The organism is Actinokineospora baliensis, from assembly GCF_016907695.1.
Classification (GTDB): Bacteria; Actinomycetota; Actinomycetes; order Mycobacteriales; family Pseudonocardiaceae; genus Actinokineospora; species Actinokineospora baliensis.
Genome location: NZ_JAFBCK010000001.1, coordinates 4,644,568 through 4,659,344 on the forward strand (window position 1 = coordinate 4,644,568; position 14,777 = coordinate 4,659,344).

At 71.2% G+C, this 14,777-nt stretch carries 13 protein-coding genes; 6 read left to right on the top strand and 7 right to left on the bottom strand.

The window, feature by feature from the left end:
* Window positions 1-10 precede the first annotated feature (10 nt).
* From JOD54_RS21250 to JOD54_RS21260, 3 genes are all read right to left on the bottom strand, one after another.
* Window positions 11-988 carry a helix-turn-helix transcriptional regulator gene (locus JOD54_RS21250; protein ID WP_204452386.1) on the bottom strand — a complete coding sequence of 326 codons (978 nt, stop codon included), beginning with the start codon at window positions 986-988 and terminating at the stop codon, window positions 11-13.
* Window positions 989-1,076: 88 nt separating this feature from the next.
* Window positions 1,077-3,848, bottom strand: a complete 2,772-nt coding sequence (locus JOD54_RS21255; RefSeq protein ID WP_204452388.1) for a M28 family peptidase — start codon at window positions 3,846-3,848, stop codon at window positions 1,077-1,079.
* 110 nt (window positions 3,849-3,958) lie between these two features.
* Window positions 3,959-4,963 (bottom strand): helix-turn-helix domain-containing protein, encoded by a 1,005-nt coding sequence (locus JOD54_RS21260; RefSeq protein WP_204452390.1) that lies wholly within the window; start codon window positions 4,961-4,963, stop codon window positions 3,959-3,961.
* Between the two features lie 466 nt (window positions 4,964-5,429).
* Here JOD54_RS21260 and JOD54_RS21265 point away from each other — a divergent pair, with 466 nt between their 5' ends.
* Both JOD54_RS21265 and JOD54_RS21270 read left to right on the top strand, forming a co-directional pair.
* Complete coding sequence (locus JOD54_RS21265) at window positions 5,430-8,024, top strand: helix-turn-helix transcriptional regulator (protein WP_204452392.1); 2,595 nt, start codon at window positions 5,430-5,432, stop codon at window positions 8,022-8,024.
* Between the two features lie 157 nt (window positions 8,025-8,181).
* Complete coding sequence (locus JOD54_RS21270) at window positions 8,182-8,805, top strand: nitroreductase family protein (RefSeq protein ID WP_204456430.1); 624 nt, start codon at window positions 8,182-8,184, stop codon at window positions 8,803-8,805.
* 306 nt (window positions 8,806-9,111) lie between these two features.
* Here the strand turns inward: JOD54_RS21270 and JOD54_RS21275 are convergent, their stop codons facing one another.
* Entirely contained in the window at window positions 9,112-9,321 is a 210-nt protein-coding gene (locus JOD54_RS21275; protein ID WP_204452395.1) for an ATP-binding protein, read from the bottom strand.
* A 52-nt stretch (window positions 9,322-9,373) separates the two neighbouring features.
* Here JOD54_RS21275 and JOD54_RS21280 point away from each other — a divergent pair, with 52 nt between their 5' ends.
* Window positions 9,374-9,676, top strand: coding sequence for a phosphatase PAP2 family protein (locus JOD54_RS21280; protein WP_204452397.1), 303 nt, complete (start codon window positions 9,374-9,376; stop codon window positions 9,674-9,676).
* 29 nt (window positions 9,677-9,705) lie between these two features.
* Here the strand turns inward: JOD54_RS21280 and JOD54_RS21285 are convergent, their stop codons facing one another.
* A complete protein-coding gene (locus JOD54_RS21285) occupies window positions 9,706-10,857 on the bottom strand; it encodes an alpha/beta hydrolase family protein (protein ID WP_204452399.1) in 1,152 nt (383 codons plus the stop codon).
* A 159-nt stretch (window positions 10,858-11,016) separates the two neighbouring features.
* Between JOD54_RS21285 and JOD54_RS21290 the strand changes: the two genes are divergently transcribed.
* From JOD54_RS21290 to JOD54_RS21300, 3 genes are all read left to right on the top strand, one after another.
* Window positions 11,017-12,141 (top strand): sensor histidine kinase, encoded by a 1,125-nt coding sequence (locus JOD54_RS21290; RefSeq protein ID WP_204452401.1) that lies wholly within the window; start codon window positions 11,017-11,019, stop codon window positions 12,139-12,141.
* Window positions 12,138-12,776: a response regulator gene (locus JOD54_RS21295; protein WP_204452403.1), complete on the top strand. Its 639-nt coding sequence runs from the start codon at window positions 12,138-12,140 to the stop codon at window positions 12,774-12,776. The genes JOD54_RS21290 and JOD54_RS21295 overlap by 4 nt, the downstream gene beginning before the upstream one ends.
* A gap of 261 nt (window positions 12,777-13,037) precedes the next feature.
* Entirely contained in the window at window positions 13,038-13,331 is a 294-nt protein-coding gene (locus tag JOD54_RS21300; RefSeq protein ID WP_307860200.1) for a hypothetical protein, read from the top strand.
* A 184-nt stretch (window positions 13,332-13,515) separates the two neighbouring features.
* Here JOD54_RS21300 and JOD54_RS21305 read toward each other — a convergent pair whose 3' ends face one another.
* On the bottom strand, window positions 13,516-14,100 hold the full coding sequence (locus JOD54_RS21305; protein WP_204452405.1) for a hypothetical protein: 585 nt from the start codon (window positions 14,098-14,100) through the stop codon (window positions 13,516-13,518).
* Window positions 14,101-14,123: 23 nt separating this feature from the next.
* Entirely contained in the window at window positions 14,124-14,627 is a 504-nt protein-coding gene (locus JOD54_RS21310) for a SigE family RNA polymerase sigma factor (RefSeq protein ID WP_204452407.1), read from the bottom strand.
* Between the last annotated feature and the right edge of the window lie 150 nt (window positions 14,628-14,777).

Here is a 14,777-nt window from a genome sequence, read left to right on the forward strand (position 1 = left end):
GCGGGCGGGATCACCGCGGTCCGGTCGGGCCGGGCAGCCATTCGCGCCCGAACGCGATCGCGCCCGCCTGGAACCGGGAGTCCGCGCCCAGCGCGGTCAGCAGTTCGTGGATGTGCCTGCTGACCGTCCGCTCGGTGACGCCCAGCGACCGGGCGATGGCGCGGTCCTTCATGCCCGCGCCCATCATGGCCAGCAGTCGCCGCTGCCGCGCGGTCGGTCCCGCCGGGGCCTGGGGTGTGGCGTCCGCGGGAAGGGCCAGCGACCACAGCCACTCGAAGGACTCCAGCAGCGCGTCGAGCAGCGGGGATGCTCGCACCACCAACGCGGACCGCGCCTGGGTGGTGCCGAACGCCGTGGGGACGTACGCGGTGTGCCGGTCGACGACGACCATCTTCATGGTCGCCGGGGTCAGGGTGCGCGCTTGTTCGCCCGCTCGCACGCACTCGGCCATGTGGTCGCGGTGGTGGGGCAGGTCCAATGAGGCCTTGTCGTAGATGGTGCGGTATGTGACGCCCCGCCGCAGCGCGGCCAGTTCCTCGACGTTCTGGGCGGGGGTGCGGTCGAGGTAGGGCGGCGCGTCGACGAAGAGCACCTCCTCGGTGGCGCCGAGTTGGGCTCGGGCGAGGTGCCTGCTGGTCAGTTCGTGCCCGTCGACGACCTCGACGATGTGCGGGTGCGCGGTCGCCTCCAGTGCCCGGGCCAGCTCATGTGCCTCGGTGAGCACCCTGTCCAGGTCCCGCTCGCGGCGGTTGACGATCGCGCCGACGGCGATGTCCGTTGGTACGGGCGTGAATTGGGTGGGCCGGGTGCGCAGCCGGGCCAGCAGGCCCGCCTCGACGAGCGTGGCCAGGCTGCGCCGCGCGGCGGCGGGGGACAGACCCGTCAGCGTGGCGACCCTGGCCTGCGTGGTCTTCTGCGCGCCCAGGACCGCGAGGTAGGTCGTGCTGTCGGCGTCAGTCAGTCCGATGCTCGCGAGCAGGTGGGACATGTCCTCGCCCTCGTGATCTCCTGTGTGCGGGGGTGTGGGTGCCGGGTTCGCCGGACCGACGACAGAGGTCTGGCGAACCCGGCTGGTCTCAGCAGGAGCCGTTGTCCTGCCAGGGGTTGCCCCACGGACCCGCAACGCCGGGCTCGTCGTCGTAGGAGAACGTCATCGCGGTCCACTTGCGACCGTTGTGCTGCACCTGACTACCCGCCCAGTACAGCTCCGCCGCGTCCCACGCGGGCAGGGAGCAGGTAGGGGGAGGGGTCGTGGTGTTCGTCGTGGTCGGTCGGGTGGTGGTGGGTGTTGTGGTCGGTCCGCCGTCGGCGCCTGTGAGCATCCAGGCGCCGTGTGCCGCGGCGTCGGCGCTGCGGTCGAGCACGGTCGGGTTGATGTTGGCCTTGGTGTCGCAGGACTGGTGGTAGCACTTGTCGAACGCGACGCCAGACTGGCCACCCCACTTGCCCGCTTGGGCCGCGGTCATCCGGTTGCTGGCGCCCGCCGCGACACCGCTGGTCGCGATGCCCGCGTCCTTGAAGGACTTGTCGTCCGAGCGCCCGGCTCCCTCGGTGTTCTCCTCGGTCTGGACGCCGATGGAGTCGTAGTACGCCTTGAGCGCCTTGCCCGACTCGGTGGTGATGTTGTTGATGAAGTAGCCGCCGTTGGGTGAGCCGACCATGTCGAAGTTCAGGTAGTTCTTGATCTTCGCCCGATCCGCGCTCGACAACGACCGGACGTACTGGGCCGAGCCGATCAGCCCGGCCTCTTCGAAGTCCCACCAACCGAAGCGGATGGCCTTGTCGCCCTTGGCGCCGCTCGTGGCGTAGGCGAGCGCGACCTCCAGCGTCACGCTCGACCCGGAGGCGTTGTCGTTGATGCCCGGCCCCGCGGACACGCCGTCCAGGTGTGAACCGAGCATGACGACCTGGTTCGGGTCACCGCGCCCCGGCAGGTCGGCGATCAGGTTGCGGCCGGTCCGGCCCTGGTAGCTGAACTCGTGCACGCGGGTGGTGTACCCGGCCTGGTCGAGTTTGCCCTGCACGTAGCGCAGCGAGGCCTGGTGGCCCGCCGAGCCGCCCGCCCGGTTGCCCGAGTTCTGTTCGGCGATGGCCTGGAACTGGTCGACGTGCGCCTTCACCCTGGCCACGTCGATGTCCGGGACGGTCGTGGTCGGCGGCGTGGTGGTGGTGGTCGGCGGGGTGGTCATGGTCGTGGTGGTGGTCATGGTCGGTCGCGTCGTCGAGGTCGGCGGTGTCCCGGTGCAGGTCGGCTCGTTGGACTGGGCGGGCACGCTCACCGCGGTCCACGCCGCTTTGGCCGTGTCGAACTCGACGCAACTGTTGGGGTACAGGTCCTTGGCGGCCTGCAGTGTCGCGGTCCGCGCCTTGGCGTAGGACCAGTTCGAGGTCTTGCGCAGCAGCGAGTGGTAGAAGATGTCACCCGCCTTCCACACCCCGATCCCGGTCACCGTTGAGCTGTTGCAGGTCGGGCTGTTCGGCTTGCCGCCCCCGGGGCTCGATCCCTCGGCGAGCAGGTAGAACCAGTGGTTCTGCGGGCCGCCGGAGCCGTGCTCGGCGGGCAGTCCCGACTTCCAGCAGCTCGGGTCGCCGAGCTTGGCGGGGTCGTACATGTTGCGCAGCGCGCTGCCGTTGCCGGAGAAGTCGACCTTCTCCCCGACGAGGTAGTCCGGCGCGTCGTTGGGGTTGTTCGCGTAGTGCTCGAGCAACGCCCCGAGGATGTCGCCCATCGACTCGCCGATGCCGTACGCCTCACCCTGCCTGCTCATGCCACCGGGTGTGCGGCAGTCGATGCTGTGCCCGTTCTCGTGGCCGACGACGTCCATCGCGGTGAGTTGCAGCGTGCTCCTGGAGTTGCGGCCGAAGCGGGTGTAGTCCGTGGCGGCGCTGTTGGTGCAGAAGGAGTACGCGTTGCCCTCGTTCATGCCGACGTGCGCCTCGGGCCATTGGCCGTTGCCGTCGTGCCCGTTGCGACCGTACTTCTCCTTGAGCATGTCCCACATCTTGTTCTGGGCGTACTGCACGTCGACCGCCGCCGAGGGCAGGTCGTTGGCCCCGCCGTTGCCCCACATGTCGTCGGAGTCGGTGTAGATCGCCTTGCTGCCGTCGTTCGCGACGGACTGGCCGCCGCGGTCGGGGTCCTTCATCTGGTAGCCGGACCCGGACTGCTGGGTGCCGATCTGGACGGTGCCGTTGTGGTGGCCCTTGCCCTCGGCGTGCGCGACCGCGTCCCAGGACCCGGTGACCACCCCGGTGTTCGCCTCGACGAACACGTGCAGCGCGCTGGGCGTCAGATCCGCGGCACCGCGGGTGATGTCGCGGCGTTCACCGGTGACCACCACCTCCCAGGCCAACCGGGGTTCGGCCGAGAGGTCGATACCGAGGCGGGGTGCGGACACCGAGCGCACCACGCCGGTGAAGTGGGCGCGGGCGACGGTGTCCGCGGTGCGCGCGGTGACCCCGGGACGGGTCGACCGCGGTGCCGCGCGGCGGTTGTCGCCGCCGACGTCGCGCACGGAGCCGGTGGCGTCGACCACGACGACGACGTCGCCGCCGTTGAACACCGGTAGGCCTTGGAACTCGCGGGTGTAGCTGACGTAGGTCAGCCCCTGCCGGGTCGACTCGACGTCGGCGCGGACGAACCGGTCGTCCCCGCTGATGCCCGCCAAGCCCGCTTGCCCACCGAGGGCGCGGTCGGCGGCGGCGATCGCGACCTCCTCCGGTGTGCCTGCGGGTTCTGGCGGGGCCTGTTGGGCGAGTGCGACGGCGCCGAGGGCGGCTGTGCACACCGCGACCCCGAGCACGGCGGTCAGCCGGGATGCCCGGCCCACCGTCTTCTTCGTTGTCATGGGAGATCCACTTCTTCGCAGGGTGTGCCGGTGGCCGTGTCGCGGCTCGCGTCGGCACGATGTCGTGACCGTAGAAGTGCTTGATCGTCGAGAAGAAGAGGTGGGACCGGTCAATGACCGGTACTCGCCACGAGTTCGGGTGGCGTCCTCGGGGTCTGGGCCGTCCGTCCTCGGCGGGCCGTCTCGACGCCCGCCTGGAACCGGGTGTCCGCGCCGAGTCCGGACATCAGCTCGCGCACTCGTCGGCTGAGCGTCCGACCGGTGACGCCCAGGGCCCGCGCGATTGCCCGGTCGTCCATCCCCGTGCCGAGCAGGTCGCGCAGGGCCTGTTCGCCCGGTGTGCCACCACCGAGTGCCAGGCCGATCGGGGTCGCTCTGTGCCACAGGGATTCGAAGGACGTGACGAGCGCGTCGAGCACGGCAGATGAGCGCACGAGAAGCCCGCTGTGCGTTTCGGTGGCGTTGAAGGAGATCGGGACCAGCCCGACGCGGCGATCGACGACCTGCATCCTCATGGAGGCCGAGGCGAGCACCCTGGCCCGCTCACCGGCACGCACGCATTCGCTGACCTGGTCGAAGCGTCCTGGTATGGACAACGAGGGCCGGTGGTAGACGCAGCGGTAGCCGATCCCGCGGGTCAACATCGCCAGTTCCTCGACTTTGCGCTGTGGCACCCCGAACGGGTACGGCGGTGCGTCGACGATCACCACCTCGTCGCGTGCCTCGAGTTGCGCGCGGGCGAGGTGGTGGGCGATCGCCTCGTCGCCCTCGATGATCTCGACCACACCCGCGGGCCGTGTCGCCGGGAGCGGGGCCAACCGCCGTTCCAGCGCTGCTGCCGCGGCTCGCAGGTCCCGCATCTCGCGGCGTCGCGCTCCGACGAGAGCCGCGACCGCGATGTCGGGTGGTACTGCGGTGAACCGCATAGGCCGCGAGTCCGTCCTGGTCGCCAGCCCGGCGCGCGCCAGCCGGGTCATCGTTCGCCGGACGGCCGCGACGGACATCGCCATCCGGTCGGCGAGTTCGTCGACCGGCGCCTCGCCCACTCCGAGGAGCACGACATAGGCGTCGTTGTCGGATTCGCTGATTCCCACCGCTTCGAGAAAGTACGCCATAGATACTCCATTGTGGACGGGATTCGGCAGGGGGCGAGCGGCCGACATTGTCGGGTGGGCGCCGGTCACGGGCCCGTTCGCCGATCTACAGTGGGCGCGGCCGCCGGTCACCGCCTGGCGGCGACGTCCGGATCCGGGACGAACTGGTTGTCAACAGGGCAGGGGGCAGCCAGGTCGTGGTGTCCGCCCGTGCCTCGCGCGGGCGGACACCCGTCCGGCCACGACACCATCCGGACGAATGCCGCGCGGGGCCACGAACCGTACTGTCGCTCGCGCGCTCGACGATGTGGGGAAACCCCCACCGCCGCTCGACCTCATGGCGGCTACTCCAGGTGACAGCTGGAATGCGGCATGTGTCTCGACGGTCGAGAGGGTGGCGTTTCCCCGAGCCGACTCCTACGGTCTGCTCCATGCGAATGCGGGTCTGCTCTCACCATCCGGCACCGGTCGGGGCTTGCGGCCGAGGATGACGACGCGATCAGAACTCCTCGCCCAGGTACGCGTGGCGCTCGCCGATGGGGTGGTGCTGGTCGACGGCCCCTGTGGCATCGGCAAGTCGACCCTGGTGGAGTCCGTCGCGGCGGACGCGCGGACGCGGGGTGAGCAGGTGCTCACCGCACGCGGGCACCGCGCGGAGCGGTGGATGGCGGGCCAGGCGCTCGCGGACCTCCTGTCCGGCGAACTGGCCGACGGCGAAGTGCGCGCGCTGGCGCGATTGGCGCGTCGCGGCAAACGGGTGCGCACCGCTCGCGGCACCCGGTTCCTCGCGCTGTTGCGGCGGTGGGCCGACACGCGGCCGGTGCTGGTGGTGGTCGACGACCTGCAGTGGATTGACGCCGCGTCGGCGGAAGCGATCGCCCACGCCGCTCGCCGCGCCGATGATCGGATCCGGTTCCTGTTCGCGGGCGCGGCGGAGACGGTACTCGGTGAACGAGCGGTCCGGGTCGCGGTGCCACCCATGACGGCTCCGGAAGTGGTCGAACTCCTGGAGCCGCACGCCGTCCCGGAGCGCGCCGCGACCCGGATCCACAGCGAATCAGCGGGAAACCCGGCCGTGGCCATCGCGGTGTGCACCGGCCGGGTCCGGGAACTGGTCGGCCTCGCGTGGTCCCGGCTGTCGGTTCCCGCCAGGGATACGGTGCTGGTGTGCGCGTTGGCCGCCAGGCCGAGCGTGCCGCTGCTGCACCGGTTCGGCAGGCCCAACGCGGATGCGGACATCGCGGAAGCGGTGCGCTGGGGTGTGCTCGTCGTCGACGGGGACACGATCCGGTTCACACCGCCCGCCGCGTCGGCGGAGGTGGCGATCACGGCGGGGGCCGCCGCCCAGCGGCGGGTCCACCGGAGGTTGTCCGCCGTGGTCACCTCCGCGGCCGAGGTCGTGCGCCACCAGGCGCTGGCCCGGCCCCAGCTCGACCTCGCCGTGGCCAGAACACTCGCCGCGACCGCCCGAGCCACCCGGCACCTGCCGGACCTGGCGGCGGAACTCTACCTGCTCGCGGCTGACCGGTATCCGTCGCACGCGGTGGCGGAACGGACGGAATCCCTGGTCACGGCAGTCGAAGCAGGCGTCGGCGCAGGCGTTCCCGAGCTGGTCGAACGGGCAGCGGGCGCGGTCCTCGCCGAGTCGCCCACGCCTGCGCACCGCGTGCGGGTACGCACCGCCCTGGTCCGCCACGCGGGCCAGAGCGCGCCGTTGATGACCGACCTGCTCGCCGCCGCCGAGTCCGACGCGAGCGGGAGCGCGGGTGCCCTCGCCGCAGTGCACCTGTGGTGTTCCTACTCGGCGACGCTGGCGGGGAACGCCCGCGACGCGGACGACCACGCGTCGAACGCGGTCAACCACGCGCGGTCGGCGGGCGACAAGCGCACCGAGGTGCTCGCGCTCACCCTGCGTGCCCGCGCGTCGCGGCTACTCGGACACAGCGGGTGGGGCGCGCACCTGCAAGCGGCGCTCGCGGTACCCGTGCAGGACACCGCGGGAGTGCTCCACCTGACCCCCGCCTACCTCGCGGCCCGGTTCGAGGCCTACGACGACCGGCTCGACGACGCCCGCATGGCACTGCTCGCCATGCTCGGTGACGCCGAAACGGGACCGGTCGAGGACCTGATGGGTCCGCTGTGCAGTCTGTCCGATGTGGCCGCCAAGCGGGGGAGCTGCGTCGAGGCGATGAACTACGCCCACCGCGCGGTGGACGTCGCGGCGCGGGCCGCCCTGAGCCCCGGGCCGGGGTGGTACGCGATGGCCACCGCGGAATTGGCAGGCGGCGATCTCACACGGGCCAAGTCCTACGCCGAACACGGTGTGCGCACCTGCGCCCAAGAAGGCAACGTCGTGTTCCGGCTACGGCACCTGCACGCGCTGGGGCAGGCACTCACCCGCCTCGGTGAGACGAGGGCGGCGATCGCGGCCCTGCGCGAGATCCAACACGTGGAATCGACCCTCGGGCACGCTGATCCCACATCGCTGCGCTGGCAACCGGAGTTGGTGATGTGCCTGGTCCGCACCGGCGAGTACGCCGAGGCCGAGCGCGTGGTGCGCACCGCTCGTGACCACCTGGGCGGGCCGCGAGAGCGCGGTGCCGCAGCGGGATTGGACCGCGCGCTCGCGTTCGCCGCCGCCGCGTCCGGAGACACCGAGCAGGCGTTGATGCTCACCCGGCGAGGAGCGACTGTGTTCGCGGCCCTGGGGCAACCGGTCGAGCAAGGCCGCTGTCTGCTCGTCGAGTCCACCATCGAACGCCGTCGACGGCACTACACCGCCGCTGCCAAGGCGGCGGGCGCGGCCCTCGACCTGTTCACCGGCATCAAAGCGCGACCCTGGGCCACGCACGCCCGCATCGCCGCCGCGGCCATCGCCGATGTCGGCACCACCACCAGGGACCTCACGGCGACCGAGCAGCGCGTCGCCGACCTGGTCGCCCAGGGCGCGTCCAACCGCGAGATCGCACTGCGCCTCTACGTCACCACGAAAGCCGTGGAGGCGACGCTCACCCGCGTGTACCGCAAACTCGGTCTGCGGTCCCGGGCTCAACTCGTCCGGCACCTCAGCGGGCAGGCATAGGGGTTTCCCCACATCCTCGGCCGCGGTCTGGCCCTAGCGTGGAGATCCCTGTGACCGCGAACGAAACACGGAAGAGCCACCGTTGACGAACACGACGCGCCCCTGGTCGCCGATCCACTCCCGGCCCTACACCCCAGTGCCCTACCGGCCACCCAGGATGTCGCTGCTGCGGTCGATGCACGTCGCGACATCCCTGCTCACGCGCATGCGCGAGCGCCGCACCGTGCGCGCCTTCTCCCCGGACCCCGTGCCCGAACAGCTCGTCCTCGACGCCATCGCCGTCGCGGCCACCGCGCCATCCGGTGCCCACCAGCAGCCCTGGACGTTCGTCCTCGTCACCGACCCGGAGGTCCGCGCCCGCATCCGCGACGCCGCCGAGGCCGAAGAGCGCGCCGCCTACGCCGGACGTCTCGGCGGCGAGTGGCTCTCCGCCCTGCTGCCGCTGGGAACCGACAGCCACAAACCCCACATCACCGACGCGCCACACCTCCTCGTGGTCTTCGAACAGCGGTATTACCTCGACAGCGAGACCCAGCACAAGCACTACTACGTGGGGGAGTCGGTCGGCATCGCGGTCGGCATGCTCCTGACCGCCCTGCACCTGTCCGGCCTCGCCGCGCTCACCCACACCCCCAGCCCCATGCGTTTCCTCGCCGACGTCCTCGACCGCCCCCGCAACGAGAAGGCCTTCGCCGTCATCCCCATCGGCTACCCCGCCGACGACGCCGTGGTGCCGGATCTCGTCCGCAAGGACCTCGACCAAGTCCTGGTCCGCGTCTAGCCGGGCCGTGGCACGAGCGGCGCGTCCGGCCGACCTCAGGCTCGAAAGGCAGCCCGGACGTGGAGATCGCCCCGATGCGACGGGCTCGCTGCCGTGCAACCCCGATGTCCGGGGGTGCGCCGACCGCGCTGCCGTGCCACCGGTCGCCTTCGCCCCGGGAACCCACTCGCCCTAGCCGGCGAGTCCTGAGTGGACAACCAGATTCGCCGCGTCGGGGTAGCGCGTTGACCGGCGCGTCGAGTCCCCTCTGCGGCAACCGGTCCGGGGAACCGCCTGGTTCCCGTAGGGCAGGCACGGGTTGGCCGATCAGCGGGTTGGCAGCACCAGGGTGAACCGCGTCGGGTCGGTCCGCATCAACCGCAGCCGTCCGCCCTCGGCTTCGGCGAGCCTGCGGGCCAGCGCCAGGCCGATCCCGTGGTCGCCACTGTCGTGCGCTCGCCGTCGGAACACGTCGGTGCCCGCCGCCGGCCCGGCGCCCTGGTCGGTGACGTCGACGGCGATGGTGTCGTCCACCATCCGGGCCCGCCACCGGTCCCCAGCGGCGGCCGCTACAGCCGTGTGGGCACCGGTGGCGGTCCTGCTGGCGTACGGGGTGAGCAACGTGGTGAAGGCGCTGGTAGGCGAACCTCGACCGTGCCAGGTCTTGCACCTGCCCACCGTCTCGCCGTGCGACTACGCCACGGACTTCTCACTGCCCAGCAACCACGCCACCGTCGCCGCGGCGGCCGCGGTCGCCATCTTGCTCACCCACCGCGCGCTGGGGTCGACTGCCATCGCCATCACCCTCCTGGTCGGCGTATCCCGCGTCTACCTCGGCGCGCACTACCCGCACGACATCCTCGTCGGCTTCCTCATCGCCGCCCGCGACTGACGCGCACCTGGGCGCTCGGCGACGACGGGTCAGGGGGTGAAGACGACCTCGGGGAACCGGGGTGACGGGCCGTCCAGGAGGTGGCCGGTGTGGCGCAGGTGCCGGTCGAAGAAGGCCGTGGGGTAGGCGCGTTGCACCGCGACCGACCTGTCCGGGGCCACGGTACCGATCTCGGCCTCGACTTGGGCCTGGTTCAAGCCGAGCAGGGGGGCCGCCTGGGGGAGCAGCACCGCGAGGTCGCCGTAGCTGCCGTGCGCGGCGCCGGTGAGGGTGATGTCGCGCTTCCAACCCCGCAGGTTGGACCAGAACGTCGCCAGGTCCGGCAGGGTCTGCCGGGACGCGCGGGCGTTCATCAGCAGGTACGGGCGGTCCAGGCCCGCGGTGACGACCGGACCGGTGACCGCGCCGTCCACGCCGATGCCCGCCCGCACGCGCGGGTCGGCGAACAGTGTCGCGGCGGTTGTGGTCGCTCCGGCCGAGTAGCCGAACATGCCGACCCTGGCCAGGTCGATCCCGCCGCGCAGGCCCCGGGGGAGCGGGTGCCCGTCGACGTCGGGGTTGCCGCCCGCGTCGAGCGCGGTGAGCTGGTCGAGCACGAACCGGACGTCGGCGACCCTCGCCCCGGCCATCGCCTCGCCGGTGGCCGGGCCGTCGGGCACCGGCGAGCTCACCCGGCCGCCGGGGAACTCGACGAGACCGTCGTGGGTGTGGTCGATGGTGACCACGAGGAAGCCCCGGCTCGCCAACTCCTCGACCACCGCGGTGTTGGCCGAGCGGAAGGAGTCGTTGCCGGGGGAGTAGAGCACGACCGGCAGCCTGCCGCACCGGTCGACCGGTGCGCCGTCGTGGCCGTGGGTGTCCGGGACGCGCAGATCTCCTGGCGCGACACCGTTGTCGATGGCGTACTGGGCCGCGGCGGCGGGCGGGAGCCAGGGGACGACGGGGTGGCGCTCGGTGTCGCGGGCGGGGTACCAGAGGCTGATCATCAGTTCCCTCGGCGCATCCGGTGCGCCCCAAGGGTCGCGGCGGCCGTGGTCGACCAGGTGCAGTGCTGTGGTGCCGACCGCGTGAGGACCGGTCGGCGGGGGCAGGGTGAGTGCGAGCGGGCTCGCGGTCGCGCCGGTGCCCAGTACCAGGCTCGCGGTGAGCGGGACCACCGTTGCCAGGCGGCTGATTCGCATGAGGACCTCCTTGTGGACTCGGATGTCGCCGGTAACGATCGCCCTTCGCCCGCGCGGGTTCATCAGGCCGCGAGCCGGTTTCCCGACCGGGCGCCTCTGCCCTGGGGCGTACGACCGTGGGCTGATGTCCGGGCGACGGAAGTGCTCTAGCGTCGTGGCATGCGCCACGGCTCGCGGTTCGGTCGGTGGGTCGACATCGCGGTCGTGGTCGTCCACGGCGTCGTGCTCGGTACCGCCCTGTTCGCCCAGAACAGTCCTAACGGGACCTTCCGGCTCAGTCCGGCCGGGATCGCCGCTGTGCCGGGCCAGATCGGACCGCTCGGTGTGCTCTGCCTTCTGCTCTCCTGCGCGGCTGTGCTCGGCCGCGAGAGGTGGCCGTTGACCTCCGCTGGGCTGCTCCTCGTGGCCACGTTGCCGCTGTCCTCCCCGTGGCCGGTCCTGCTGCCGTGGCTTCTGCTGCTCTATTCGGTCGCGGTCCGCTCGGACCGGCGGATCGGCGCCTTGACGCTGCTGGCTGCGCTCGCGACGACACTCGTGCACGGCAACGGCGCGCTGGCTCCTGCGGTCACCATGGTGATCGCGTGGTCGGTCGGCGTGGCGGTGGGTGGGCGCCGGGCGGCGGTCGCCGAACGGATCCACCGTGCCGAAGCGGCGGCTGCGCGCGCGAGGCAGCGCGTGGTGGACGAGCGGTTGCGCATCGCAAGGGACCTGCACGACGTGATCGCCCACGGCATGAGCGTCATCACGGTGCAGGCGGGGTACGCGCACCTGGTGATCGATGACCGGCCGGACGAGGCGCGCACCGCGCTCGGCGCGATCGAGACCACGGGGCGCGAGACCCTGGTGGAGATGCGCCGCCTGCTCGGCGTGCTGCGCGCGGAACCCGATGACGAGGGCGGACCGCCGGGTCTTGCCAACCTGGGTGAACTCGTGAAGCGGACCCGGGGCGCGGGCGTCGAGGTGGAGGTCGCGGTGCGCGGTGCGATCCGCGACGTCCCCGCGGGGGTGGACGTGTCGGCGTACCGGATCGTGCAGGAGGCGCTGACCAACGTGGTCAAGCACGCGAGCACCGACTTCTGCGCGCTCACCGTCGAGATCACCGGTGATGCGCTGCGAGTCGAGGTGGTCGACCGCGGTCGCGGCGGTACCGGCGAGGTCGGGCACGGCCTCGCCGGGATGCGGGAGCGGGCGGCCGCGCACGGTGGGACGGTCGAGGCGCGGCCGGTGCCCGGTGGCGGGTTCGCGGTACGGGCCCGGTTCCCGTTCGCCGAGGTGCCCGCGTGACCACGCGCGTCCTGATCGCCGACGACCAGGAGTTGATGCGGGCCGGGTTGTGCGGCATCGTCGACTCCGCCGACGACCTCACGGTGGTCGGCGCGGCCGAGAACGGCCTGCGCGCCGTCGAGTTGGCCCGCGACCTGCGCCCGGACGTGCTGCTCATGGACATCCGCATGCCGGTGCTCGACGGGGTGGCCGCCACCGCCCGGGTCACCGCCGCGACCGGGGCACGGGTGCTCATCCTGACCACCTTCGACCTCGACGAACACGTCCACGCCGCCCTGCGCGCCGGTGCCAGCGGGTTCCTGCTCAAGGACACGCCACCCCGCGACCTCCTCGCCGCGCTGCGCGTCATCGCCGAGGGCGACGCCCTCCTGGCCCCCACCATCACCCGACGCCTGATCGCCGAGTTCACCAAACTCCCGGCTCCCGCCCTCGGCGGGGTCCGGCTGCCGATCACCGACCGGGAACGCGAGGTGCTCGTCCTCGTCGCCCGCGGCCTGACCAACGCCGAGATCGCCGCACAACTGCACATCAGCCCCGGCACGGCCAAATCTCACGTCCGCAGCCTGCTGATGAAACTCGGCGCCCGCGACCGCGTGCACCTGGTGCTCCTCGCCCTCGGAGCGGGCCTGGGGTGAGAAGGTCACCGCACCCTGACAATCCGAGCCTGCCACTGAAATGTGCTGACCCAGATCGCGCGTTTCCGGCGGGAAAAGGTTCGGTTAATGAACGGGTGGGTGATGTGCTCATCACTCGATCGGCGTTGCCGGGCTGCTGTCGGTGGGTGTTGTCCGCCGTCGTTGGGCGGTGTCGGTGCATCGGCGCGGCAACGGGGTGGCGGGCGGGTTTCGGCCTTGGCGAGGGCTCCCGTGGCCACGCCATGATGGCGGAGCAAGATCGTGATCTACGTTCCCCGGCGATGTGAGGAGAACAAGCCTGTGGCCAAGTACAAGACCTTCTACCAGGTCGGCGGCTTCAACGGCGGCTGGAGCCCGGACGGCACGTTGGAGATCAGCATCACCAGCCGCAGCGAGGTGATCGGAGCCTCGGCCCCCGCCACCGGGACGACGGTGACCTGGAGCGGCCCCAAGGGCAACGCGACGGTGACGTTCTTCGACAACGGGGCCACCTTCCAGGGCACCGCCCAGTTCCCCAACGAGGGCCCGATCGGCTACCGGGGCGAGCGCATTTAGCCACATGCTCCACAGTGGACGGTGAGTGAGGCAGGGCCGGACTCCTCGACGACAGCGTCCCGCGGTGTCGACCAGACACCCGGTACCAGGAGTCCGGCCCAGCCGAGGCGTTTGGTTCGAAGGCCACCGAGGTGTCCGCAGCGGGATCACCCGCGAACGTCCACTCCGCGTCGGCCTCGACCTGTCACAGATCCGCTAGGGGGAGACCCAGTTCCGCGCACGTTTCCGCGGTTCCAGGGAAGACCCCGACCGTGCCGTCCTCGACGTCGTGGGCGTCATCACCCAGTACGCACGCCACCAGGTTGGGGACGGGCAGCGGTGCGGCGGTGGACGGCCACCAGTCGAACGCGTTGTCCGTCCAGCCTTTGCCGCAGATCGACAACGCGCGGCTGGCGACGTCACCGCGGCCCTCCGGTCCGCCGCTGGAGCCGATGAGGGTGTGTTGTCCCGGTTCGGTCGTCGTGATGTCCGCGGTCCGGTAGCAGTAGGCCATCACCCGGTTGGTCGGTGCCGCGGAGAACCCAGGGCCTGGTGCTTTGGCGGACGAACCGGTTGTCGAGGGCGAGGCGGCCATCTCCACGCCCGACGGCCCCGATGGGCGCCCGGTGTTCGCCACGAGCACCACACCCAAAGTCACTCCCGCCACGCACGTGGCAGCCACCGCAGGCACGATCAGCCGCCGCCTGCGCAGCGACCTGGCCCCCTTCGCCTCGATCGTGTCCAAGTCCACCCGCAGCGGTGGTTCGTTGCCCAGAGCTGTCTCGAACACAGCTTTCTCGCGCTCCATCGCTGTCAGCCCAGCCTTTCCTCTTCCCGCTGCTCGGCAGCGGGCTCGCTCAACAACGCTCGCAATGCGGACAGGCCCCGAGCGCACTGTGACTTCACCGTCCCCGCGCTGATCCCCAACGTCGTCGCGGTCTCGGCCACTGACAGATCGCCGTAGAACCGGAGCACCAGCACCGCTCGCTGCCGAGGAGGGATCTCCCGCAACGCCGATCGGACGGCCAACACCTCTTCCGTAGCCACCGCGTCGACGGGACGCTCGGGCACCCCGTCCAGCACCTCGCCCCGTCGACGGCGGTGCGAGGCCTCGTCCACGGCCAGCCGCACGATCACTCGGCGTGCGTAGGCGTCCAGCCCTGCGCTCTCGATGCGATGCCAGTGCCGGTACAGCCGCAGCAACGCCACCTGGACCACGTCCTCGGCGCTGCGCCAATCACCGCAGACCAGAAACGCGATCCGCCGCCAGCGCAGCAGACGCCCCCGCACCGTCGAACCGAACTCCAGACGATCCATCCCACCCTCTCCCGTGCCCCTCAACCCGCCGATACAGCCGCTCACAACCACTCGGTTGCATCCACGACCAAACCAGTCGACAAGGTCCCCCAATTGGGGGAACGCCGTCGCGACGGTCAAGGCTGGGCTTTGGTTTTCCGCACGGAGACA